Source organism: Leifsonia stereocauli (genome assembly GCF_038432415.1).
Taxonomy (GTDB): domain Bacteria; phylum Actinomycetota; class Actinomycetes; order Actinomycetales; family Microbacteriaceae; genus Orlajensenia; species Orlajensenia stereocauli.
Genome location: NZ_JBCAUN010000002.1, coordinates 554,516 through 578,689, shown reverse-complemented (window position 1 = coordinate 578,689; position 24,174 = coordinate 554,516). Strand labels below are relative to the sequence as shown.

The 24,174-nt window shown below is 69.3% G+C and carries 19 protein-coding genes; 8 read left to right on the top strand and 11 right to left on the bottom strand.

The window, feature by feature from the left end; all coding sequences use genetic code 11:
* The first annotated feature begins 89 nt into the window (after positions 1-89).
* Together AADV74_RS11600 and AADV74_RS11595 are read left to right on the top strand one after the other, a co-directional pair.
* The gene (locus AADV74_RS11600; protein WP_056169361.1) at positions 90-578 is read left to right on the top strand and encodes a YajQ family cyclic di-GMP-binding protein; all 489 of its coding nucleotides are present in this window, start codon (positions 90-92) and stop codon (positions 576-578) included.
* A gap of 5 nt (positions 579-583) precedes the next feature.
* The gene (locus AADV74_RS11595; RefSeq protein WP_342114193.1) at positions 584-1,270 is read left to right on the top strand and encodes an NUDIX domain-containing protein; all 687 of its coding nucleotides are present in this window, start codon (positions 584-586) and stop codon (positions 1,268-1,270) included.
* 159 nt (positions 1,271-1,429) lie between these two features.
* Here the strand turns inward: AADV74_RS11595 and AADV74_RS11590 are convergent, their stop codons facing one another.
* A complete protein-coding gene (locus AADV74_RS11590) occupies positions 1,430-2,428 on the bottom strand; it encodes an alpha/beta hydrolase (RefSeq protein WP_342114191.1) in 999 nt (332 codons plus the stop codon).
* Positions 2,429-2,507: 79 nt separating this feature from the next.
* Between AADV74_RS11590 and AADV74_RS11585 the strand changes: the two genes are divergently transcribed.
* The gene (locus AADV74_RS11585) at positions 2,508-3,866 is read left to right on the top strand and encodes a transaminase (RefSeq protein WP_342114189.1); all 1,359 of its coding nucleotides are present in this window, start codon (positions 2,508-2,510) and stop codon (positions 3,864-3,866) included.
* A gap of 150 nt (positions 3,867-4,016) precedes the next feature.
* On the opposite strand, the gene AADV74_RS11580 is transcribed toward AADV74_RS11585, so the two are convergent.
* From AADV74_RS11580 to AADV74_RS11570, 3 genes are all read right to left on the bottom strand, one after another.
* Positions 4,017-5,384: an FAD-dependent oxidoreductase gene (locus tag AADV74_RS11580; RefSeq protein WP_342114187.1), complete on the bottom strand. Its 1,368-nt coding sequence runs from the start codon at positions 5,382-5,384 to the stop codon at positions 4,017-4,019.
* A 15-nt stretch (positions 5,385-5,399) separates the two neighbouring features.
* Entirely contained in the window at positions 5,400-6,464 is a 1,065-nt protein-coding gene (locus AADV74_RS11575) for a polyprenyl synthetase family protein (RefSeq protein ID WP_420813428.1), read from the bottom strand.
* A gap of 74 nt (positions 6,465-6,538) precedes the next feature.
* Positions 6,539-7,252, bottom strand: a complete 714-nt coding sequence (locus AADV74_RS11570) for a class I SAM-dependent methyltransferase (RefSeq protein ID WP_342114185.1) — start codon at positions 7,250-7,252, stop codon at positions 6,539-6,541.
* 124 nt (positions 7,253-7,376) lie between these two features.
* On the opposite strand from AADV74_RS11570, the gene AADV74_RS11565 reads away from it, so the two are divergent.
* Together AADV74_RS11565 and AADV74_RS11560 are read left to right on the top strand one after the other, a co-directional pair.
* Positions 7,377-7,664 carry a DUF427 domain-containing protein gene (locus AADV74_RS11565; RefSeq protein ID WP_056169378.1) on the top strand — a complete coding sequence of 96 codons (288 nt, stop codon included), beginning with the start codon at positions 7,377-7,379 and terminating at the stop codon, positions 7,662-7,664.
* A gap of 116 nt (positions 7,665-7,780) precedes the next feature.
* Positions 7,781-9,046 (top strand): isochorismate synthase, encoded by a 1,266-nt coding sequence (locus AADV74_RS11560; RefSeq protein WP_342114182.1) that lies wholly within the window; start codon positions 7,781-7,783, stop codon positions 9,044-9,046.
* Between the two features lie 98 nt (positions 9,047-9,144).
* Here AADV74_RS11560 and AADV74_RS11555 read toward each other — a convergent pair whose 3' ends face one another.
* The 3 genes from AADV74_RS11555 to AADV74_RS11545 form a co-directional block, all read right to left on the bottom strand.
* Entirely contained in the window at positions 9,145-10,002 is an 858-nt protein-coding gene (locus AADV74_RS11555; protein ID WP_342114181.1) for a PPK2 family polyphosphate kinase, read from the bottom strand.
* Positions 10,003-10,106: 104 nt separating this feature from the next.
* Positions 10,107-11,846 carry a 2-succinyl-5-enolpyruvyl-6-hydroxy-3-cyclohexene-1-carboxylic-acid synthase gene (menD, locus tag AADV74_RS11550; RefSeq protein ID WP_342114179.1) on the bottom strand — a complete coding sequence of 580 codons (1,740 nt, stop codon included), beginning with the start codon at positions 11,844-11,846 and terminating at the stop codon, positions 10,107-10,109.
* Complete coding sequence (locus tag AADV74_RS11545; protein WP_342114177.1) at positions 11,839-12,243, bottom strand: PLDc N-terminal domain-containing protein; 405 nt, start codon at positions 12,241-12,243, stop codon at positions 11,839-11,841. Before AADV74_RS11545 ends, menD begins: the two co-directional genes overlap by 8 nt.
* A gap of 93 nt (positions 12,244-12,336) precedes the next feature.
* On the opposite strand from AADV74_RS11545, the gene AADV74_RS11540 reads away from it, so the two are divergent.
* On the top strand, positions 12,337-12,711 hold the full coding sequence (locus tag AADV74_RS11540) for a DUF4229 domain-containing protein (protein WP_342114176.1): 375 nt from the start codon (positions 12,337-12,339) through the stop codon (positions 12,709-12,711).
* Here AADV74_RS11540 and AADV74_RS11535 read toward each other — a convergent pair.
* The 3 genes from AADV74_RS11535 to AADV74_RS11525 all read right to left on the bottom strand — a co-directional run bounded on the left by AADV74_RS11535 (position 12,688) and on the right by AADV74_RS11525 (position 15,949).
* Positions 12,688-13,686 (bottom strand): 1,4-dihydroxy-2-naphthoate polyprenyltransferase, encoded by a 999-nt coding sequence (locus AADV74_RS11535; protein ID WP_425287295.1) that lies wholly within the window; start codon positions 13,684-13,686, stop codon positions 12,688-12,690. The genes AADV74_RS11540 and AADV74_RS11535 overlap by 24 nt on opposite strands.
* A gap of 96 nt (positions 13,687-13,782) precedes the next feature.
* Positions 13,783-14,994, bottom strand: coding sequence for an AMP-binding protein (locus tag AADV74_RS11530; RefSeq protein ID WP_342114172.1), 1,212 nt, complete (start codon positions 14,992-14,994; stop codon positions 13,783-13,785).
* 1 nt (position 14,995) lies between these two features.
* Positions 14,996-15,949 carry a 1,4-dihydroxy-2-naphthoyl-CoA synthase gene (locus AADV74_RS11525; RefSeq protein ID WP_342114170.1) on the bottom strand — a complete coding sequence of 318 codons (954 nt, stop codon included), beginning with the start codon at positions 15,947-15,949 and terminating at the stop codon, positions 14,996-14,998.
* A 69-nt stretch (positions 15,950-16,018) separates the two neighbouring features.
* On the opposite strand from AADV74_RS11525, the gene AADV74_RS11520 reads away from it, so the two are divergent.
* Both AADV74_RS11520 and AADV74_RS11515 read left to right on the top strand, forming a co-directional pair.
* Positions 16,019-16,690, top strand: coding sequence for a hypothetical protein (locus tag AADV74_RS11520; RefSeq protein ID WP_342114168.1), 672 nt, complete (start codon positions 16,019-16,021; stop codon positions 16,688-16,690).
* Between the two features lie 145 nt (positions 16,691-16,835).
* Positions 16,836-17,813: an o-succinylbenzoate synthase gene (locus tag AADV74_RS11515; RefSeq protein ID WP_342114166.1), complete on the top strand. Its 978-nt coding sequence runs from the start codon at positions 16,836-16,838 to the stop codon at positions 17,811-17,813.
* 178 nt (positions 17,814-17,991) lie between these two features.
* Here the strand turns inward: AADV74_RS11515 and pulA are convergent, their stop codons facing one another.
* Positions 17,992-24,036, bottom strand: a complete 6,045-nt coding sequence (pulA, locus tag AADV74_RS11510) for a pullulanase-type alpha-1,6-glucosidase (RefSeq protein WP_342114165.1) — start codon at positions 24,034-24,036, stop codon at positions 17,992-17,994.
* Positions 24,037-24,174 lie beyond the last annotated feature (138 nt).

The following is a 24,174-nucleotide window of genomic DNA, read 5'->3' as shown; positions in this document are numbered from 1 at the left end:
ATCGAGATCACAGTCGGCCTGATCTCGATACGCGTCCGACTTCGTCGGGCAACTCGATGAGCGGGAGCAGGGATCGATAGGCTGGGAGCATGGCTGATTCCACGTTTGACATCGTTTCCAAGGTCGACAAGATGGAGGCGGAGAACGCCGTCAACCAGGCGCGTAAAGAGGTCGAGCAGCGCTACGACTTCAAGAACGTCGGCGCCTCGGTCGAATGGAGCGGCGAGAAGATCCTGCTGAAGGCCGCCACCGACGAGCGCGTCAAGGCCGTGCTCGAGGTCGTCGAGTCGAAGTTCATCAAGCGCGGCATCACTCTGCGCTCGCTCGACACGGGTGAGCCATACCCCTCGGGCAAGGAGTTCCGCATCGAGATCGAGCTGAAGAACGGCATCGACAGCGAGAACGCCAAGAAGGTCTCCAAGATCATCCGCGACGAGGCGCCGAAGAGCGTCAAGAGCCAGATCCAGGGCGACGAGCTGCGTGTCTCCTCGAAGAGCCGCGACGACCTGCAGGCCACCATGGCCCTGCTCAAGGGCAAGGACCTCGACGTCGCCCTGCAGTTCGTCAACTTCCGCTGACTTCGATGACGGATGCCGCTGCCGGCGCCAGCACGCCCGACCTCGGCCGGCCTGGGGTCGACGTTCCCGACCGCCGCGGACGCACCGGGCTCGACAGGATCGGCCTCGACCTCACCGGCAACCCGCGCGTGCGGGTGCGCGACGTACGCCTGCTCACCTCGAACTGGTACGTGACCCGGGTCACCACCTTCGACTTCCAGCGCCGCGACGGCACCTGGTCGACCCAGGAGCGTGAGACCTACGACCGCGGCGACGGCGCCTGCATCCTGCTCTACGACCTCGAGACCCGCAGCGTCCTCCTCACCAGCCAGTTCCGCTACCCGGCCTACGTGAATGGGCACCCCGACGGGGACCTCATCGAGATCGTCGGCGGACTGCTCGACGACGATGACGCCGAGACCGCCATCCGCCGCGAGGCCGAGGAAGAGAGCGGCGTGCGAGTCGGAGCCGTCGAGCACGTCTTCGACGTCTACATGAGTCCGGGCTCCGTCACCGAGAAGCTGCACTTCTACGCAGCGCCCTACGACGCGGATCGCACAGACGGCGGTGGGCTCGCCGACGAGGGCGAGGACATCACCGTGCTCGAGGTGCCCTTCGACGAGGCGCTCGCGCGCATCGGCGACGACATCATCGACGCGAAGACCATCATGCTGCTGCAGTGGGCGGCGCTCAGCGGCCCGTTCGCCCGCTGAGGCGGCGGCGCGCTGCGCCCGCGAACATCTCGCGCACGCGCACACACCCCGCGCCATTTCGCGGGTTTCTGCGCCAACTGATGTGGCGCACAACCCCCGGAAATGGCGTGCGGGGCGAAGACGGCCCGACGCTGCCCGCCGCCGCTGCCCGCTGACGCATCAGTTGGGCGCGTATCCGCTCAGCCAGCGCGTGATCGCGGCCGTCGCGGCCTCTCGGGCAGGCGGCGCCGAGAGCATCACGTCGTGCAGGGCGCCACGGATGCGCGCGACGGTCACAGTGGCGCCCAGCCTGAGCGACCGGGCGGCGATGTCGTCGACCACCAGCACCGAGTCGCTGGATCGCATGGCGGTCGACCAGCGAGGCGCGATGGTGGAACGATCCGACATCATCGAGAGCACCGGCGCCTGGATGTCGAGGCCGGCGGCGACTCGCGCCTGCCCCGAGAAGATTGCGCTCAGCCACGCAGGGTGCACCGGGAACCCTCGCACCGGCCGCCAGGCGTCGTCGTACTCCCACTCCCCCTCTCCGGCGGCCTTGGAGACAGCACGTGTGTAGAAGCCGAGGTCGACGTTGGGCATCGGCGCGAGCGGATTCAGCCGGGCCTCGGCTCGGGTGAGCGGCGTGATGGCCTGGCGCCCGAGGGCGCTGGCCTGGAACTCGAGCCAGGCGCTGTTGAGAACCACGCCACGGGTGCGATGCGGATGCCGCGACGCCCACAGGCTCAGGGTGAGGCCTCCGGTCGAGTGGCCCATGAGCACGAGCGACCGTCCGCCGAGGTCGTCGTTCACGGAGTGGCCCATCACCGCCAGCGCAGCCTCGATGTCCTCGTCGTAGGCACCGAGATCCGTCACGAACCCTGGCGTCTGGTGCTCACGCAGGCTGCGGCCGTACTTGCGCAGGTCGAGGGCGAAGAAGCGCGCGCCCTTCTCATGCCAGTAGTCGGCGAGGTGGGTCTGGAAGAAGTAGTCCGACCAGCCGTGCACGTAGAGCACGTCGATGCCATGAGCCGGCCCGTGCCCTGGCAGCTCCAGCGGCAGTCCGCGGCGGCGCACCAGGGTGGCCACGACCTCGCCCTCGGAGTCGTCAGGGAGGGGCAGGGTGAGCTGCTCGTATCCGCGACCCAGCACATCCGGCTGCCATCCGTGCGATCTGACCACTCCCTCACTCTATGAGAGCAGCCTCCCCGTCGTGCCGCGCCCCCGCCAGTAGAGTTCCCTCACGAGCGAAGGAGCACGCATGATCGACCGCGCCCGACTGGCGACCCTCACCGAGCGCGAAGCGGCGGTGTTCGCCGAGCGCAACCCGAAGTCGGCCGCAGCCTACGCCGATGCCGGCCACCTGTTCGGGCGCGTGCCCATGACCTGGATGAACAAGAAGGCAGGCGCGTTCCCGCTCTACGTCGAGAGCGCTCGCGGCAACCGGGTGATCGACCTCGACGGCAACGAGTACCTCGACTTCGCCCTCGGCGACACCGGCGCCATGGCAGGTCACTCCCCCGCGCCCGTCGTCGACGCCATCGGCCGCCGCATCTACGAGCAGGGCGGCATGACCATGATGATGCCGACGACGGATGCCGAGTGGGTCGGCGCCGAGCTCTCCCGCCGGTTCGGCATGGACGCCTGGAGCTTCGCTCTCACGGCAACGGATGCCAACCGCTGGGCCATCCGCCTGGTGCGTGCCATCACCGGCCGCAGCAAGATCCTGTTCCACTCCTACTGCTACCACGGCAGCGTCGACGAGTCCCTGATCGTCGTCGGACCGGACGGCAAGGGCATGGACCGGCCGGGCAACGTGGGAGCTCCGGTCAAGGTCACCAAGACCAGCCGGGTCGCCGAGTTCAACGACATCGAGGGCCTCGAGAGGCAGTTGGCCCACGGCGACGTCGCCGCCGTGCTCATCGAGCCGGCGCTCACGAACATCGGCATCGTGCTTCCCGAGCCCGGCTACCACGACGCCGTTCGCCGTCTCACGCGCGAGCACGGCGCCCTGCTCATCATCGACGAGACGCACACCTTCTCGGCCGGGCCCGGCGGCGCCACGCAGGCATTGGCCCTCGAGCCCGACGTCGTGGTCATCGGCAAGGCCATCGGCGGTGGCATCCCGAGCGGCGCCTACGGCCTGTCAGCCGAGCTCGCGGAGCGCATCCTGAACCGCACCGACCTCGACATCGTCGACATGGGCGGAGTCGGCGGCACGCTGGCGGGATCCCCGCTCTCTGTCGCAGCGATGCGCGCCACTCTCGAGGAGGTGCTGACGGATGCCGCCTTCGAGGGCATGATCGCGACGGCGACGGCCTTCACAGACGGCGTGCGCGAGATCATCGCCGAGTTCGAGCTGCCGTGGTCGATCAACCAGCTGGGGGCGCGGGCCGAGTACCGCTTCGCGACGCCGTATCCGACCAACGGAACTGATGCAGCAGCCGCGGCGGACCCTGAGCTCGAGGACTGCCTGCACCTGGCGCTGGCCAATCGCGGCATCCTGCTCACGCCGTTCCACAACATGGCGCTCATGTGCCCGACGACGACGCTCGACGATGTCGCGGCGCACCACGCGGCCCTGCGCGAGGTCGTGCGCGCTCTGCTCGCAGAGGGCTGAGCGAAGCGACCGCCCGAGGCGCACCACGCGCGTGCTGCATTGGTGGCGCTTCGACCGCGGACTTCGTCCGGCCTCATCGATAGAGGGTTCCTCCGCTTCGGACGCCGACTTCGTGGGGTCCTCAGCGAGCGGGGACGGTGGCGCGTGGGACTAGGAGCGCGAGATCTGCACCATCTCGTCGCGCGGAACGACCTTGATGCGCACGCGACCCTCGGCCTCGCCGAGCGCCTTCTCGTGCTCGTCGAGATTGTGCCAGCCATCGAGGTCGGTGTAGGCGATGCCGCGTTCGTCGAGCAGTGCGACGACCGACTCCTCCGACGGCGACTCGGGGCTCCACCAGTTGCCCAGGTCGTTGATGAGGTGCTTGATCGTCTCCATCGCGTCCGACTTGGTGTGGCCGATGAGACCGACGGGGCCGCGCTTGATCCAGCCCGTGGCGTAGACGCCGTACATCTGGCGCGACTGGCCCGTCTCGTGGTCCTTCACGAGCACCTGGCCCTCGTGGTTGGGGATCACCCCGCGCTTCTTGTCGAACGGAACGCCGGGCAGTGGCGAGCCGAAATAGCCGACGGCGCGGTAGAGCGCCTGGATCGGCAGCTCGCGCACCTCGCCCGTTCCGACCACGCCGCCCTCGCCATCCGGGGCAGTGCGCTCGAAGCGGATGGCGCCGACCCGACCGGTGCCGTCGTCGACGAGCTCCAGCGGCTTGGCGAAGAAGTGCAGGTGCAGTCTGCGCGACGCCTGGCCGACCTCGCGCTGGCGCCACTGCTGCAGGGTCTTGTCGATCACGAAGACCTGCTTGTTGCCGCTCACGGCAGCACGGGCCGCATCGTCGTAGTCGAAGTCCTCGTCGTGCACGATCATGTCGACATCGCGCAGTTCGCCGAGTTCGCGCAGTTCGAGCGGGGTGAATTTCACGGATGTCGGCCCGCGACGGCCGAACACGTGAACGTCGGTGACGGGAGATGCGGCGAGGCCGGCCCGCACGTTCTCGGGGATCTCCGTGGGCATCAGGTCCTCGACGTGCTTCGCGAGCATGCGGGCGACGTCGAGAGCCACATTGCCGTTGCCGATGACGGCGACCGCCTCTGCGTCGAGCGGCCACTCGCGCGGGTAGTCGGGGTGTCCGTCGAACCAGCTGACGAATTCGGCTGCACCGTAGGAGCCCTCGAGCTCGACACCCGGAACCGAGAGGTCGGCGTCGCGCACGGCACCTGTGGCGAAGATGACGGCGTTGTAGTGCTTCTTGAGGTCGTCGAGGGTGATGTCCTCGCCGAATCGCACGTTGCCGAAGATGCGGATGTCGCCCCGGTCGAGCACCTCGCGCAGCGCGTTGATGATGCCCTTGATGCGCGGGTGGTCGGGAGCGACGCCGTAGCGCACGAGCCCGTAGGGCGCGGGCAGGTGATCGAACAGGTCGATCGAGACGTCGAAGTTCCGTTCTGCTTTGAGCAGGATGTCGGCTGCGTAGATTCCGGCAGGGCCGGCGCCGACGATGGCGAGGCGGAGCTTGGTCATCGTGAGGGGACGTTCCTAACTGCTGCGTTCGACGATCGTGTCGGCGAAACGGATGAGCGCTTTCTTGACGGGGCCGTTGGGCAGGGTGTCGAGACCTGCGACGGCCTCGCGTGCCCAACGGTGGGCTTCGGCGAGGGTCGCCGCCGTTGCGGGGTGCTCGCGGAGCTCGGCGACGAGCGCGTCGGCCGCGGCCTCGTCGACGTCGAGCAGGCCGATGACGCCGGCCTCGAGACGAAGGAGCAGGTCTGCGGATGCCGCATCCGTCACAGCTGCCTCACGCAGCCGGAGCAGCGGGAGCGTGACGACACCGGCACGCAGGTCGGTTCCCGGGACCTTGCCCGTCTCCTCGGGCTGCGGCGACAGGTCGATCACGTCGTCAATGAGCTGGAAGGCGATGCCGATGCGCTCGCCGTACTCGATGATGGGCTGCTCGTACTCGCTCGCGGCGTTCGAGAAGATGACGCCCGACTGGGCGGCGAGGGCGATGAGGGAGCCCGTCTTGTCGGCGAGCACGCGGATGTAGTGGTCGACGGGATCCTCGCCGTCGGCCGGGCCGACGGTCTCGTGCAGCTGACCGAGTACGAGCCGCTCGAAGGTCGTTGCCTGCAGGCGGATGGCGCCCTCGCCGAGGCCGGCCATGAGCTGGCTGGCACGAGCGAACAGCAGGTCTCCCGCGAGGATGGCGACGGAGTTGCCCCACACGGTCTGCGCGCTCGGAACACCGCGGCGCTTGTCTGAGTCGTCCATCACGTCGTCGTGATAGAGCGAAGCGAGATGGGTGATCTCGATGGCCGTTGCTGCGGTGATCACGTCGCGGTTGATGCCGTCGCCGAGGTGGGCCGTGAGCAGTGTGAGCATGGGCCTCACGCGCTTGCCGCCGGCGTTCAGGAGATAGCGCGTCGTGACGTCGGCGATCTCGTCGGCGAACGCCACCTGCTCGCGCAGGCGCTCCTCGATCTCGTCGAGTCCGGCCTCGAGGGACCGGAAGAAGTCGCGGTCTGCTGGGGTGGCGCGCAGTCTGTCGCTCAGGCCCAACTGCGAGGCAAGCGCACTGCCGCGGCGCACGCTACGGGAAATCACCCCCTCAGCCTACCGAGTGCGGCTGAGGGTTCGCGCCGAGCGGCTGGTTCGCCCCTGGGTCGCTCGCTACTCGATCAGCGAGCGGCCTGGGGCTTGGTACCGCGGTGCAGCGCGACGACGCCGGCCGTGAGGTTGCGGTGCGCGACGTCGGTGTACCCGGCGGCGCGCAGCCAGCCGCTCAACGTGGGCTGGTCGGGCCAGTCGTTGATCGACTCGTTGAGGTAGTCGTAGGCGGAGTCGTTCGAGCTCGACAGCTTCACCAGCGGCGGCATCACGTAGCGCTGGTAGACGCTGTAGCCGAGCCGCACGAAGCCGAGTGGAGGGGTGGAGAACTCGCAGATCACGAGGCGGCCGCCCGGCTTGGTCACCCTGAAGAACTCGGCGAGCGCCTTCTGCGGCTCGACGACGTTGCGCAGGCCGAAGGAGATGGTGACTGCGTCGAAGGAGGCGTCATCGAACGGCAGCTTCGTGGCATCCGCTTCGACGAAGACGATGTTGGTCGCACCGGCCTGGCGGCGGCGTCCGACCTCGATCATGCCCGGTGAGAAATCGGCCGCGGTCACCCAGGCGCCGCTCGCGGCGAGGGAGGCGCTGGAGGTTCCCGTTCCTGCGGCCACGTCGAGCACGGATTCGCCGCGAACCGGTGCGACTGCACGCGTGGTGGCGCGGCGCCAGAGCGCGGCGTTGCCCATGGACAGCACGGTGTTGGTGCGGTCGTAGCTCGCGGCGACGTCGTCGAACATGGCGGAGACCTGCTCGGGCTGCTTGCGGAGATCGGCGCGCGTCATGTCTCGAGTTTAGGCGGCGGGCGATCCGTTCCGTCCCGCGCTGCGAACACCCTGACAGCGGGAACAGGATGCGTCTGCATACGGTTACCGCTCACGACCCCTGTATGACGACGAAAGGCAACTCATGAAGAAGGCCATCTGGAACGGTGCAGTTCTCGCGGAGTCCGACGAGACCATCGAAGTCGAAGGAAACCAGTACTTCCCGGCTGCCGCCCTCGATCCGCAGTACTTCAGCGCCAGTGAGCGTCACACGGTGTGCTCCTGGAAGGGTACGGCCAGCTATTTCCATGTGACCGTCGACGGCACGCAGAACGCGGATGCCGCCTGGACCTACCCCACGCCGCTTCCCGCCGCCGAGAACATCACCGACTACGTGGCCTTCTGGCGCGGTGTCGAGGTCGTCGACGCGTGATCGGTCACCGATCGCTGAGAGCCGAGCGAAGCGACCGCTCGAAGCGCACGCGGGTGGCGCTTCGACCGCGGACTTCGTCCGGGCCTCAGCGAGCGGTGAGTGGCGCGTAGGCTGAGATGGTGACGGCGACGGAGTCCCGGGTGCGGGCATTGCGAATCGAGACGACCCCCGTCGACGGCATCCGCTCGCTCCTGTTCTTCGCGGAGCAGCGGTCCCCGTTGCTCTGGATGCGCCGCGGCGAGGGCTTCGTCGGAGCCGGCGAGGCACTGCGCCTCGAATTCAGCGGACCGACACGGTTCACGGATGCCGCTGCCGCTTGGGCCGAGGTCGCCGGCCTCGCGCAGGTGCATGACTCCGTCGGCCTGCCGGGCACCGGCCTGGTCGCGTTCGGCACCTTCGGCTTCGCCGACGACTCGAGCGCCACCAGCGTTCTCATCGTTCCGGAGATCATCGTGGGCCGACGCGGCTCCCACTCCTGGGTGACGCGGGTGTCCGCGACTGATGCGGCGGATTCGGCAGACGGATCAGCTCATGCCGACGATCCAGTCGCGACGGCCTTCGGCGACGACTACAGAGTGACCTTCCGACCCGGGGCGCTGCCCCCGGCGGCGTTCATGGAGTCCGTCGCATCCGCCGTGAGGCATATCTCGGCATCCGACGCCCGCAAGGTGGTGCTCGCCCGCGACCTGGTCGGAACGGTGCCGGCTGGCAGTGACCTGCGGCGGGTCCTGGCCGAGCTCGCGCTCGGCTACCCGGACTGCTGGACGTTCTCGGTCGACGGCATGCTGGGATCGAGCCCGGAGACCCTGGTTCGCTCGGAGGCCGGCACCGTCTCGGCTCGCGTGCTCGCGGGCACGGCTCCGCGGGGTCGAGACGCCATGACCGACGAGAACGTCGCCACCGGCCTCTCGCGATCGCCCAAGGACCTCGCGGAGCACGGCTTCGCTGTGCAGAGCGTGCTCGCCACGCTCGGCCCGCACACCACGCGCCTGCAGAACTCGCAGCCGTTCACCCTGCAGCTGCCCAATCTCTGGCATCTCGCGACGGACGTCGAGGGCGTGCTGCACGACGGCTCGACCTCACTCGACCTGGTCGCCGCGATGCATCCGACGGCGGCTGTCGCCGGCACGCCCACGGATGCCGCCCTGACGATCATCCGCGAGCTCGAGCCATTCGATCGCGGTCGTTACGCCGGGCCGGTGGGCTGGATCGACGCCAATGGCGACGGCGAGTGGGCCATCGCCCTGCGCTGCGCCCAGGTCGACGCCGACGACAGCATTCGGGCATATGCCGGATGCGGCATCGTCGCTGACAGCGTGCCCGCCGAGGAGCTGGCGGAGTCGCGCATCAAGTTCCGGCCGATCGTGGAAGTCTTCGCGTAGGGGCTCCCGCTGTACCACCGCTCGCTGAGGGCCGAGCGAAGCGGCCGCCCGAAGCGCAACGGCCGCGGACTCCGTCCGGGCCTCGGCGGGCGGATCCCTCAGCTGGCGGCCAGCCGCGCCTTCTCGTGCTCGACGTCGTAATCGGGCTTCGGCCACTGCGGGTCGATCGATCGCAGCGCATCGATGAGCAGGTGCTGCACCGCCAGGCGGGCGTACCACTTGCGGTTGGCCGGAACGACGAACCAGGGAGCATCCGTCGTCGACGTCTTGTCGAACACGCGCTGGTACGCGGCCTGGTAGTCGTTCCAGAGCAGTCGCTCGGTCACGTCGCCGGGGTTGTACTTCCAGTGCTTGTCCGGCCGCTCGAGGCGGGCTGCGAGCCGCTCCTTCTGCTCGTCGGAGCTGATGTGCAGCATCACCTTCACGATGACCGTGCCGTTCGCGACCAGCTCCTCCTCGAACGCCACGATGTCGTGGAAGCGCTGGGCGATCACGTCGTCTGGCGCGAGCTTTCGCACTGAGCCGATGAGCACGTCCTCGTAGTGCGAGCGGTCGAAGACTCCGATCTGGCCGGCGAGCGGCACCTCGCGGCGGACCCTCCAGAGGAAGTCGTGCGCAAGCTCCTCCTCGGTCGGTGCCTTGAAGGCATGCAGATGCACGCCGCCCGGGTCGACAGCGCCCACGACGTGCTTCACGATGCCGCCCTTGCCCGCTGTGTCCATCGCCTGCAGCACCAGCAGAACGGAGCGGGTACCGCCGACAGTGCTGTCGGCGAAGAACTTCTCCTGCAGGGTGGCGAGCACCTCTGCACCCTCGGCGAGCGCCCCGACGGCGTCGCGCTTGCGTCCGCCGAAGCCCGGGGTGGCGTCAGGGTCGGCGTCGGCGAGGACGAATCCCGGCTCGACACGAAGCAGCGGCGCGGGGTCCTCACGCCAGAAGGTCTCGAATTCGGCCATCGGATGCCTCCCGGCGTCGCGGATTCCCCCATCCTGCCCTATGAGCCACGAGACCCGAGCGCCTCGGTCGCGGACTCCGTCCGGGCCTCAGCGAGCGGGAGGGTTCAGCGCGGCAGCGGAACCTCGAGGATGGTGGGACCCGTGACGGGCGCTGTCAGCGCATCCGTCAGTCGTCCCTGGTTCTCGGCGCGCCTGTACTCCCAGCCGTACGCGGCCGCCAGCGCCGAGAGGTCGGCGGCCTGCGGGGTGTAGAGCACGCGGTCGAAGGCATCGCGAGGAGCACTGGCGGCGACCTCGAGGGTGTCGAAGATGGTGCCGCCGCCATCGTTGCCGACCACGATCAGCACGCGAGGGCGCACCTCGCCGTTCCCGATCAGCAGCGAACCGGCGTCGTGCAGCAGGGTGAGATCACCGAGCAGCACCCTCGTGATGCCGGGCGCTCCGGCGGCCTGGCTGGCGACGGCGATGCCCAGGGCGGTGGCCACGGTCCCATCGATGCCGGCGAGTCCACGGTTGGAGTGCACCCTGATGCGCTTGCCGGGAACGACGCGATCGGCGTCACGGATGAGGCGGGACGCCCCGAACATCAGCCTGTCGTGCGGCCACGTGGCGTTCCACAGCGCCTCCACGAGCATCCGCCTGTCGACGGGCTTCTTCACAGCGGCCAGCTCCACCTTGAGGAATTCGCGCCGGGCGTCGACTCCCGATCCGAGCGGCACGAGCGAATCGGCAGCCGCCTCGGTCGCCGCGTCGCGCAGCGCCCGGCTCGTGGTCACCCACCGGCCGGTCCAGCGGCGCTCATCGGTGGTCTGCTCGTGGGACTCGATGCTCACGGTCGAGGCGAAGACCGCACTGTGGCCGGGGTCGTAGCCCTCAGCGGCGGTCGGGTTGACGACGATCGTCTCGACACCTTCACTCATGAGCAGGGCAGGCACTTCACGGCTCAGAGTCGGATGCCCGAACACGACGGCGCGTTCGATGCGACCACCGAAGTCCTCGTCGGCGAGCAGCTCGCGGTAGGACACGACGAGTTGAGGACCGAAGCGGGCGCCGCTCGAGACCTCGGCGAGGAGCGGCCAGCCGCCAGCTCGGGCCGCGGCCTCGGCCTGCTCGCCCGCTCCGTGGCCGGCGATGACGACCGTTCGCGGTCCGTGGCTCAGGGCGAGGGCGTCGGATGCGGCATCAGCGGCGGTGGTGGCATCCGATGCCTCGCCGCCCCCGGACCCGGCGTCCGGCGGGGGCGCGTCCGGCGTGGCGGTAGCGGAGCGCGGCCCGCCAGACGACAGCGGCTCACGGTACTGCAGGTTGAGATGTACGGGGCCGGGATTCGCGGAATCCGTCGCCGCAGCGATCGCCCGCGCAGCGAGCGACGAGACGGCGACGACGTCAGCTGCACCGGCCGGCGCCTCGACGTCGGCCTCGAGCCGCGTTGCTCCCCCGAACATCCCGGGCTGCACCGTCGTCTGGTTCGCCCGGATTCCGCGCAGTTCGACGGGCCGATCGGCGCTCAGCACTACGAACGGAACACGCGAGTGATGAGCCTCGAGCACGGCCGGGTGCAGGTTGGCGACGGCCGTGCCCGACGTGGTCACGACCAGGGCCGGCACACCGGTCTCGATGGCCAGGCCGAGTGCGAGGAAGCCGGCGCCCCGCTCGTCGAGGCGCACGTGCAGCCGCAGAACGCCGTCATCGGCCAGCGCCGCCGCGGCCAGCGCAAGGGCCTGCGAGCGAGATCCGGGGCAGACGACGACGTCGAGCACGCCGAGGCGCGCGAACGATTCGAGCAGCGCGAACGCGGCATCCGACGCTGGGCTCTCGCTGACGGGTGCTGGAGCCTCAGGCATCCGCGCGGCCGGGCTTGTCGCCGTCGGTGCGGTGGTCGGGGTCTACGTCGGGCTCCGGGTCCTCTGCCTCGGCGCGTGCGTCGAGGTCGGCGAGCTCCTGCTCCATGCGGCGGATGCGCTCCTCCTGGGCCGCGTCGCGCTTCAGGCGACCGAGGAACTCGGGGTCGTCATCGGGGGCGACTGTGCGAGCGCCACCCCGTGCGCTCTTGGCACGACGACCACGGCCGACGAGGAACCAGAGTGCGCCACCGACGAGCGGGACGAGGACGATGACGAGCAACCACACGCCCTTGGGCAGCCCTCGAACGCGGCGGCGGTCGAACAGTGCGCAGTCGATGATCGAATAGATCATGAACACGACGGCCGCCACAACGAGGCCGACGAGCAAACGAGTCATGGGGCAAGTCTAGGCACCATTCCTGCACGATCCCGGGGACAGCAGAACTCGATCGCGGCAGGGGCACTCAGCAGCCGATCGTAGACTTGAGAGGTGAAGGCTTCCTCCTGGGTGACGTACACCGTTCTGCGACTGCTCGCGTTCTTCGTGCCGTTCGCGGTACTGATGCTGGTGAACGTGCCGTGGTACGTCTCCGCGATCGTCGCGGCCCTGTTCGGGTTGGCCTTCTCCTATATCTTCCTGCGCCGTCCGCGCGAGAAGGTGGCCACGTCGATCTACGAGTCCCGCCACCGCGACAAGCCGCTGGTGAACGCCGACGACGAGAGCGAAGACGCCGCCATCGACGACGCCTCGACGATGGATGCCGCTCCTGGAGCAGCAGCTGCGGGATATGGATCGGCATCCGTCAGCTCGCAGAAGGCCACGACTGACGCCGCCGGCGGGTCAGAGGGCGAACGCCAGTCCTAGTCCGATGCCCATGAGCAGCCCGGTGAAGCTGGTGAGCTGCAGGGCGAGGATGAGCTCACGCGCTGTCTTCGCCGTGATGGTGATGAGGCAGGCCGGCAGCGCCAGCAACAGGGCGAACAGCACCAGCCACGCCAGCGGGTAGAGCAGCGCGAGGAACGCCACGATCACGAACGGCGCCAGCAGGAAGACGCAGAACAGCGCCTTCGCCCACCGTGCGCCGATCAGGACGGCGAGGGTGCGCTTGCCTGCGACCTTGTCCTGGGCGATGTCGCGGATGTTGTTGACCATGAGCACCGCGCAGGCGACCAGGCCGAGGGCGACGCCCGCGAGCCAGCTCTCGAGGTTCACGTCGAGCACCTGGACGAAGGTGCTGCCGGCCGTGGCCACGAGGCCGAAGAAGATGAAGACGACGAGCTCACCCAGCCCGAAGTACCCGTACGGACGCTTGCCGCCGGTGTAGAACCAGGCCGCGACGATGGCCACCGCCCCCACGGCAAGCAGCCACCACTGCTGGCTGGCGATCACGAGCAGCAGGCCGGCCACGGCCGCGAGGCCGAAGAAGACCAGCGCGACGGTGAGCACGCGCTTCGGGGCGACGGCGCCCGACGCGGTGAGGCGAGCGGGTCCGACGCGATGCGCATCCGTTCCCCTGATGCCGTCGGAGTAGTCGTTGGCGTAGTTGACGCCGATCTGCAGGCAGAGTGCCACCGCGAGACAGAGGAGCGCTCGCACCCAGTGCACGACCTCCGGGTCCGTGAGCACCACGGCGGCACCGGTGCCGGCCGCGACGGGTCCGACGGCCAGCGTCAGCGTGCGCAGGCGTGCTCCGGACACCCAGTCGCCGAAGGTGACCCGGCCGAGCGGATGCTGCACTCCCGCGGCGCGCTTGGCCGGATTGCCGCTGCGGGCCGGGTTCGTGCGCGCTGCGCCGCTGTTCTGCTGGGTCTGTCGTGATGTCTGGGCCACGAGGTGCATCCTAAAGGCTGGAGCTATGTCGGGCACTGCGCGCGGCCGACGTCACGAATGCAGGACCACTGTCGACACGGCTGCGATATGCGGCCATGTCGGACCTCATCCTGCATTCTGCGTCGCCATCAGCTCGACGATGGCCCGCCGATCGGGCTTGCCCGAGCTGAGAAGCGGCACCTCACCGAGCTCGACCAGTACGGCGGGGCGGGCAGCGACACCGAGAGTGCGACCCACGACGGCGCGGATGTCGTCCAGCGGCGGATGCACCGACCCTCGCCCGGCGGCCGTCGGCACGGCGACGGCCGGCACCTCTCCCCATCGCGGATGCGGGATGCCGACCACGACGGCGTCCTCGAGTCCGGACAGCGCGCGCACGGCGCGCTCGACGGCGTCGAGCGACACCTTCACGCCGCCCGAGATGATGACGTTGTCGGCGCGACCGAGCACGCGGAGACGCGGGGTCTCTGCCTCACCGGCGCCAGCGTCGACGCCGCCGGCCACCAGCTCCCCGAGGTCGCCGGTGCGATACCACCGGCATCCGTCGCGCTCGACGAAGGCAGCGGCCGTGCGCTCGTCGTCATCGAGATAGCCCCGCGCGAGCGTGGGGCCGGCGAGTTCGACGAGGCCGTCGCGAACGGCGACCCGTGTCGACCCGATCGGCACGCCGTCGTAGACGCAGCCTCCTGCTGTCTCACTCGATCCGTAAGTGCGGGTCACGGCCAGCCCGAGCGCGGCAGCGCGATCGAGCAGCGCCGCGGGTGCCGCCTGTCCGCCGAGCAGGATGCGGGTGAAGCGGCGAGCCGCCGCGAGCACGTCTTTGTCGTGTTCGGCGGCGTCGACGATGCGCGCCAGCTGCGCCGGCACGAGGGACGTGAAGCGCAGATCGGCGGTGAGGCGTGAGGCGGCATCCGCGAACGCCCCGGCATCGAAGTGCGAGGCGTCGAGCATCACCGGCGTCGTGCCCGCGGCGATCGAGCGCACCAGCACGTTGGCGCCGGCGATGTAGTGCGCGGGCAGGGCGAGCAGCCACTGGCCCGATCCCCCGATGGCGGCAGCGGATGCCGCGGCCGAGGCGAGCAGCGCGTCCGCGCTCAGCGCCACACGCTTGGGCCGACCGGTCGATCCGCTGGTCTGGACGACGAGCGCGACCTCATCGGGCACGAACGGTGCCTGGCCGAGGTCCGCCGCAACGAGCGCGTCGTCGGCAGGAGCGATCGGGAACACGGCAGGGCCCGAGCCGTCGAGGGCTCCGCGCAGACGCTGGAGAACGGCATCCGCGTTCCCGCCGTCGACGAGGGCGAGCGGCCCGGTCACCTCAGAACTGCCAGGGGAACGGCGACCAGTCCGGCTCGCGCTTCTCGAGGAAGGAGTCGCGGCCCTCGACGGCCTCGTCGGTTCCGTAGGCGAGGCGCGTGGCCTCGCCGGCGAACACCTGCTGGCCCACGAGACCGTCGTCGACGGCGTTGAAGGCGAACTTGAGCATGCGGATGGCCGTCGGAGACTTCGTGAGGATCTCGCGGGCCCACTCGATGGCCGTCGACTCGAGCTCGGCGTGAGGCACGACGGCATTGACGGCGCCCATCTCGTAGGCACGGTCGGCGGAGTACTCGCGGGCGAGGAAGAACACCTCACGGGCATTCTTCTGGCCGATCTGACGCGCGAAGTACGCGCTGCCGTAGCCGGCGTCGAACGATCCGACATCGGCGTCCGTCTGCTTGAAGCGCGCCTGCTCGCGGCTGGCGATGGTGAGGTCGCAGACGACGTGCAGCGAGTGCCCGCCACCGGCCGCCCAGCCGGGAACGACCGCGATGACGACCTTCGGCATGAAGCGGATGAGGCGCTGCACCTCGAGGATGTGCAGGCGGCCGGAACGCGCGGCGTCTACCGCTGGTCGCGTGGCGCCCGAGGCAGTCGGGCCCGTATCGGGGCCGCTGCCCTGGTCGCCGGTCTCGTACTTGTACCCGTCGCGCCCACGGATGCGCTGGTCCCCGCCGGAGCAGAACGCCCAGCCGCCGTCCTTCGGGCTGGGCCCGTTGCCGGTGAGCAGCACGACGCCGATGCGCGGGTTCGTGCGGGCGTCCTCGAGGGCCGAGTAGAGCTCGTCGACAGTGTGCGGCCTGAAGGCGTTGCGCACCTCGGGCCGGTTGAACGCCACGCGGGCGATGCGGCCGTCCGTGCTGTGGTGGTACGTGATGTCGGTGAGGACCTCGTACCCGGGGACATCCGTCCACTGGCTCGAATCGAAGATCTCGGACACCGTTTCTCCCATGTCCCCAGCCTACGGTCTTCGGGGTTCACCCCCTCGTGCGATAAGCCTGCCCGCTCCTATGCTCGTGCAATGACTCTCCGCGCGTCGGTTCTCGTCGTGGTCGTTTCGGCGGCCGCACTGCTCACGGCCTGCACGGGAGCGCCCACCGCTTCGACGATGGCCCCATCGCCGTCCTCGACTTCCGTACGGGCGACGCCGACGGAGGTCACCTCGCCCACTCCGGTTGCCGCGGCACCGGCGGCTGTCGTGATCGGTCCGGAGGGATTCGAGGTTCAGGATGCCGCCGGCGTCGCCCTCCTCTCGGTGTCGTACGGCGATGATCTCGACGATGTCGCGGCGTCTCTCGCGGCTGTGCTCGGCGCCGCACCTGTCGTCGGACAGGACGCGGGCCACATCGAGCGCCGGCCCTTCGAGACGCTGACCTGGGACGGCCTGCGTCTCGGCGCCTACGGAGACCAGATTCCGAAGTTCGACGTGCTCGCGACGGGCCCGGCCACAGGCGGCATCGAGGTGCGCACTCCCGAGGGTGTCGCCATCGGCGACGACGCCGCCACGCTCGCAGCCACTTACCCCGACACGTTCGAGAGCTACTCTCCCGACTTCGATATCGCGCGCGGTCCGGCCGCCGTGGTCGACGCGTCGGCTGATCCTGTGCGCACCTTCTCGGTGGCCATCTACGTGGACGATGCGGCCCCCGCGATCACGCGCATCGGCGCTCCCGTCGACAGCCGGGGGCCGTGAGCGCGAGAAGCCTGCCGCCCGTCGTCCATCCCGCTGCTCGGACTCGGACGGCCTTCGCGACTCACTGCCCAGCGCCGGAATGCGGCGCGGCGCGGAATCCATCGGCATCGCGGCAGAGTTCGGCTCGAGGTGCAACGATGGGGAGGTGCCACTGCCGCCGCTCGTCGAACTGCTGTCCTCCGCTCGCGTCGTCGCGCTTCCGCTGCGCACCAGGTTCCGCGGGATCGAGGTGCGCGAGGCCATGCTGTTCGAGGGCCCGGCAGGCTGGACCGAGTTCTCCCCCTTCGTCGAGTACGACGATGCCGAGGCCGCGAACTGGCTGAGCGCCGCCATCGACTTCGGCTGGCGCGAGCTTCCGGTGCCGCTGCGCACCCGCATCGCCGTGAACGCGACGATCCCCGGCGTCGCCGCACACGAGGTGGCCGGCATCCTCGCCCGCTACTCCGGATGCCGCACCGCCAAGGTCAAGGTCGCCGGCGGCGACGTGTCGCTCGCCGACGATGTCGCCCGCGTGGCCGCCGTGCGCGAGGCGCTGGGCCCCGAGGGCCGCATCCGTGTCGACGCGAACGGCAACTGGAACGTCGACGAGGCCGAGCACGCCGCTCACGCCCTCGAGCCCTTCGACCTGGAGTACATCGAGCAGCCCTGCGCCACTGTCGAGGAGCTCGTCGAGCTGCGTCGCCGCGTGCGATACATGGGCATCCCTGTGGCCGCCGATGAGAGCGTGCGTCGGGCCGAGGACCCTCTGGCCGTGGCCGAGGCCGGTGCGGCCGACCTGCTCGTGATCAAGGCCCAGCCCCTCGGGGGCATCAAGGCGGCCCTGCAGATCGTGGGCCGCGCCGGCCTTCCCGTCGTCGTCTCGAGCGCCATCGACACCAGCGTGGGCCTGTCGATGGGCGCCTTCCTCGCCGCAAGCATTCCCGAATTGGAATACGACTGCGGTCTGGGTACGGCCGAGCTGCTGGCCGCTGACGTCACGGCCGAACCGTTGTCGGTGACGGATGGCGCCATCGACGTACGGCGGGTCGTCCCGGATGCCGCCCTCCTCGATCGGCACGCGGCGGCACCCGAGCGCCGCGACTGGTGGTTGGCGCGGCTGAAGGCCGTGTACGCGCACTTGTAAGGCTCCGGCTCACTGCGCTTCGACCGCGGACTCCACCCACCGCTCGCCGCGCTTCGACCGCGGACTCCGTCCGGGCCTCAGCGAGCGAGAACTCCCCGTACCCGCTCGCAGAGGGCCGAGCGAAGCGACCGCCCGAAGCGCTCACGCCGTGCGGAACCCCGCTCGCCGCGCACAGCCCCTACCAGAGCAGCACCGGCAGCGGGATCGACCGCGAGCTCTCGTACGGCGCCACACCGGCGAACGTGGTGCGGATGAGGTGCAGTCCCTTGCCGAGCTTCGGCAGCTTCACGTCGATGCGACCCTTGTCGCCGGCCTCGAGCGTCTCGGTCGCGATGACCTTGCCGTTGTCGGTCACGGTGATCGTTCCCACCGGGTTGCTCCGATCGGCGGCGATCACCTTTCCGACCACCTTCACGGCGCTCCCCGCCTTCGCGAGCAGCTTGTTCGGCGCGGCGAGCACGGTCGTCCTGACCGGAGCGGGAGCCTGGTCGTCGAGCAGCACGGCCACCGAGCGGCCCGGAATCGTCACCGACCCTGCGGCCTTGTTCCACGTCGTCTGCTTGACCACGGCGTCGGCTCCGGATGCCTGCACCGACGACAGCGCGTAGTCCCGGCCCTTGAGCGAGGGCAGCGTCTGGGTCGCGGCATCCGGAGACGCGTTGAACACCACGAGGGCGCCGTCGAGGTCGGAGTCGGCATCCGGGCCCACGAGGTCGTCGATGCTCATCGCGATGACGCCGGGCACGGCCGTCGGGCCGCTGCCCGGGAACGACACCTTCTGGTCGATGAGTTCAGCCGAGCCCAGGCGCAGCAGGTCGACGTCGGAGCGCAGCCGCAGGAGGTCGAGCGCCTGCGCCTCGGCGGCGGCGATGTCGGCCGCGGCCGGCTTGAGCGCCGGGTTCGCGAGCAGCGGCGCCATGAGCGGCCACTTGTCCTCGTTGTCGGCGGCCGGCGGGAGGCCGGAACCGAACGTCGACGTCTGTCCGGTCCAGTCGATGCGGTTGAACCAGTCGCCGGAGTTGAAGCTGTTGCGGTCGAGAGACTTCGAGCGCAACAACTCGGTGCCGGCGTGCCAGAACGACGGTGACTGCGACAACGTGGCGGTGGCCAGCGACAGCGTGTTCATACGGATGCGGTCTGCCATCGGGGTGTCAGTCGGCAGCTTCAGCACCCCGAGGTCGTAGAGCGTCTCGTTGTCGTGGGCGTCGAGGTAATTGATCGTCTCGGCCGGCTCGTCGGAGTAGCCGGCGGGCTGTCCGTTGTAGTCGAGCGCGTCGCCGCGCTTGACCGTGCCGTCGGCGGTCTCGAACTCGTAGCCGCGCAGGTTGCCGGCGAGCCCGAGTTTCACCAGGTCGGTCTGGCGAGCGAGGGCCGCCGCGGCCTCCTCCGCCGTGCCGTTGATGGTGTTGCCGTTGGAGTCGGTCGACAGCCCGGTGCCATAGCCCTGGGCGTAGGTCGTGCTGGCATCGACGGGGCTGCCGCCGTGCACGGCATCACGCAGCCTGTCGTTGAAGGTGCCGATGCCCGTGCCGCCGAGCTGGCCCTGCGTGGCCTGCTCGAACAGCGCGTTGTCTGCCACCTCGCCGAAGTTCCAGCCCTCGCCGTAGAGGTAGACGGCCTTGCCGTCGACACCGTCGTCGGCCAGCGTCAGCTCGTCGAGCGCAGCACGCACTGCCAGCATGTTGGCCTTGGAGTGATGCCCCATCAGGTCGAACCTGAAGCCGTCGACCTTGTACTCCTTCGCCCACAGCACGACCGAGTCGACCATGAGCTTCTCGGCCGCTGCGTGCTCGGTGGCCACGTTCTGGCAGCAGGTGGAGGTCTCCACGTTGCCCACGGCATTCAGCCGCTGGTAGTAGCCGGGCACGACGCGGTCGAGCACGCTGCGCTGACCCTGGCCCGCCTCGGCCGTGTGGTTGTAGACCTCGTCGAGCACGACCTGCAGGCCGGTGGCGTGCAGTGCACCGACCATCTCGCGGAACTCCTCCACCCTCGCCCCACCGTTCGGGTCGACGGCGTAGGAGCCCTCGGGCGCCTGGAAGTGGAACGGGTCGTAGCCCCAGTTGTAGCCGTCCGTGTCGGCGACGGCCGCCACGCAGGCCTGCTGCTCGGCGGATGCCGGTCCGAAGCTCGCGAGGTCGCAGTCCGGCTGCTGCTGGGCTGCGCGGTCCTCCTCGATGGTCGCGAGGTCGAAGGTGGGCAGCAGGTGCACGGTGTTGATGCCGGCGTCGGCGAGCTGGCGCAGCTGATCCGTTCCAGCACTGTCGCGGGTGAAGGCGCGATACGTTCCGCGCTCGGCCTCGGGCACGGTGGTGTCTCCGATGGAGAAGTCGCGCACGTGCAGCTCGTAGATGGCGCGGTCGACGGGCTTGTCGATCACAGGCGCCGCAGTGTTCGCCCACTGCTCGGGCGCCCACTCGTCGTCGGCGAGGTCGACGACCACGCTCCGCTCGGAGTTCGTGGTGAGCGCCACCGAGTACGGGTCTGTCACCGAGTTGGTCTCGATGCTCCCCGTCGTCGGCGCGTAGACGTCGACGGACCAGCGGTATTCGGTTCCGGCTGTGACGGATGCGTCCGTCACGGCCCAGGTTCCATCGGCGTCGTTCCACTCGGCGGGCACCGAGACCGGGTCTCCAGCCACACCTGTCGGGTAGACCAACAGCGCGGCACTCTGCGCAGTGGGGGCCCACAGCCGCAGGGTGGGGGTGGCTCCCGACCAGCTCACGCCGAGGGTGCTCGAGCCGAGATCGGCGGCGTAGAGGTCGTCGAGCACGCCGGGCAGCTGCACGCCGGTGAGGGCGCTGAGCGTGTCGTCGGTCTGCTGCGAGACGAGCAGCTGCTCGGTGACGAGTCCCGCGACGTCGGAGCGGGAGAGGTCGACCGGATGCAGGGCCACGTAGCTGGCGAGCGCCGGGAAGGCCGCCTTCTCTGCGTCCGACAGTCCGGCGGAGTCGTACTCGAGCTCCACGGTGCCGTCGTCTCCGGTCACGGCGCCATCCGTCACGGCGAGGGCGGCATCGGCCGAGTGGTGCAGCGCGAAGCTCGCGTCAGCGGCATCCGTCTCGCCCAGAAGCGACTGCGGCCAGGCCAGGGTGTTCTCGCTCACCCAGTGGGCGCGCAGCTCTCCGGTGCCGGCGAGCGGCGGGTCGGCCAGCACGACCTCGAGCACGTGGGTGGCGAGGGTGTAGCGCAGGGTGACGAGCTTGCCCTCGGTCGCGGTGAAGGAGAGATTGCCGCCGCCGGGCGCACCGCCGACGCCGTAGTTCTCATCCCACGACAGCCCGTGCGTCACCTTGAGCTCGTAGGAGCCCGACGGGATCTCGTCGCTCGACCACTCGTAGACGCCGTCGCCGTCGCCGTCGGTCAGCCAGGTGGCCAGGCACTCGGGCTGCCAGTCGCCGGGGCAGCCGACCTCGCTCTGGTAGCTGCCCGGCGCCGTGACCATGGGGCCCTGCGCCGTGTTCTGCACCTGGTGGGTGCGCGGGTCGAAGTAGAAGGTGATCGGTCCGCCGGGTGCGGTGTACGCGATGTTGCCGCCGTCCTTCACTCCGTTGGCGCCGTAGTTGACGTCCCACGAGCCGTTGAGGGCGACCTTGAACTCGTAGTCGCCGGCCGGGATGTCGAAGGTGCCGGCGTAGATGCCGTCGGCGCGCTTGGTGAGCTTGGCCGTCTCGCAGGCCGGGGTCCAGTCGCCGGCGCAGCCCATCTCGCTGTTGTGGCTACCCGGGATGGTGACGAGGGAGATCTCCTCCTCGGGCTCCTCGGTCACCGCGGTCGTGACGGCGTTTCCGACGGAGGCGTACGTGCTCGCCGCGGCGTGGTTGCCTGCGGCATCCGTCGTCACGGCCCTGTACTCGACGAGGGTTCCTGCGGCGAGCCCCTTCACGTCGTGGAAGACGCGCGGCGCCGTGGTCTCGGCCGTGCCGAGCTCGGTCCACGCGGTGTCGCCGACGGTGCGCCAGGCGAAGCTGGTCTGCTGCCAGGTGTCGTCTGCCACGTCGGCCGAGACCGCGCTCACTCCCGAGAGCCCGGCGCCCGCGGTCGGGGCGGCCAGGGTGATGGCATCGGGAGCCGTCGGCGCACTGACCGGTGACCCGGCCTTCCAGACCACGGCGCCGAGCGCGGGCACCGTGACGGATGCGAGCCCGTCGGCATCCGACGCGAGCGCACCGGTTGCGCCGTAGAGCGGGGTGAATGCGGCGCTCTTCGTGAGCGTCGGAACCGTCACGGTCTTCTCGGCCGCGGAGTTGTTCACGGCCACGAGGTACTCGGTCTTCTCGCTCGAGTCGACGCGGGAGAAGGCATAGACGCCGGGCCCGTTGTCGACGTAGCGCTCGATCTGTGCTCCGCTAGAGAGGGCGGGGTGCGCCTGGCGCAGGGCGGAGAGTTCGGCGATGTGCGTGTAGAGCTCACCATCCGTCGCGAAGTGCTCCCCTGTGCCAACGGGCTCACCCGTGATGAGGTTCTGGCCGGTGTACTCGGTCACCTGGCTCGGGAACAGCGTCTGGCGCGCGCTCTGGTCGTTGCCCTGACCGGCGCCGGCGAAGCCCTGCTCGTCGCCGTAGTAGACGACGGGCTGGCCGCGGGTGAGGAACATCAGGTCGTGAGCAAGGGTATCGCGCTGCACGGCGGAATCGGTGTTCTGCAGGAAGTAGCCGACCCGGCCCATGTCGTGGTTGCCGAGGAAGGTGGGCAGCGCCGTCGCTGAGCTGTGCGGCGTCGTGTAGTAGTCGTCGCCGGCGAACAGGCTCTGCAGGCTCTTCGCCGAGTTGCCGGATGCGTATCCGACGGCCTGCGACTGGAAGGTGAAGTCGAGCACCGAGTTCATGTCGCTGTTGCGCACGTAGGGCGAGAGCTTCGTCGGGTCGGCGTCGTAGACCTCGCCGAACATGAAGAAGTCGTCGTTGCCGATGGAGGCGGCGTGAGCCTTGACGGCGGTCGACCACTTCTGCCAGAACTCGAAGTTCACGTGCTTGGCGGTGTCGATGCGGAAGCCGTCGATGCCGAGGTCGACCCAGTCGTTGTAGACGTCGACGAAGCCGTCGACGACCTTCGGGTCCTCGGTCATGAGGTCGTCGAGGCCGGAGAAGTCGCCGAACGTCACCGACTCGCCCTCCCACGTCGAGTCGCCGCGGTTGTGGTAGATCGTGGGGTCGTTGAGCCAGGCCGGAACCTTCACGTCAGCCTCGGCCGGGTCGATGGTGGGCACGTACGGGAAGCTCGTGGCCGGGTCGAGCGTGGGGAAGTCCTCGGTCCCGGCGTAGTCGGCCGGGTTGAAGGCGACACCGTCGGCGTCCTTGTACGGACTCGTCGCCTGGTCGATGTAGGAGGTCTGGCCACCCTCGTAGGCGATCACGTCGGCCGTGTGGTTGGTGATGATGTCGAAGTAGACCTTGATGTCCTTCGCGTGGGCCTCGTCGATGAGGGCCTCGAGCTCGGCGTTCGTGCCGAGGTGCGGATCGATCTGGGTGAAGTCGGTGATCCAGTAGCCGTGGTACCCGGCCGAGGCATTCGCCCCGCTGCCCTGCACGGGCTTGTTCTTGAAGCTCGGTGTGAGCCAGATGGCCGTGGTGCCGAGCTGGTCGATGTAGTCGAGGCGCGAGCGAAGCCCCGCGATGTCGCCGCCGTTGTAGAAGCCCTTGGCCGTGGGGTCGTAGCCGGTGGCCAGACCGTCGCCGGTGAGGCCGCCGGCGTCGTTGGAGGCGTCGCCGTTCTCGAAGCGGTCGGTCATGACGAAGTAGAAGACGTTGTCTGCGCCGGGCTGGCGCACGGGGTCGGCGATGAGGTCGGCATCGGCATCGCTGTAGGCGCCGTCGAGCTCGAGGGGTGCGAGGCCGACACGGTGGGTGGTGTCGTCGAAGGTGAAACGGATGCCGGTCTCCCCGGCGATCGTCAGCGGGATGTTGTCTCCCCCGCCGTTCAGGCCGTAGGCCTCGTCCCACGAGTCGTCGACGGCGACCTTGTACTCGTAGCTGCCGGCCGGCAGCGTGAAGTCTGCGGCGTAGACGCCGGGTACGTCGGTCGGAGCCAGCTCGGTGTCGGCACAGTCCGGAGTCCAGTCGCCGGGGCATCCGAGCTCGGACTGCAGCGAGCCCACGAGGGCGAAGGTGCGCGGATCGTCGGCCAGCGCCGGCTGCACTCCGACCATGACCAGAGCTGATGCGGCGAGCGCCGCGATCGTTCCCGCAGCGAACCAGCGCCGTGTCTGTACCCGAACCGTCATCGTCGACTCCCCGCTCTCGCCGGCACACCCCTGTGCCGCGCGTCGAGTGTGACGGTAGCAGCGCGCTCCCTGCGCGTGCAAGCGTTTACACGTTAAATGTGCGAGGTCCCATCAGGAAAGGCGACGAGGACGCCGCGC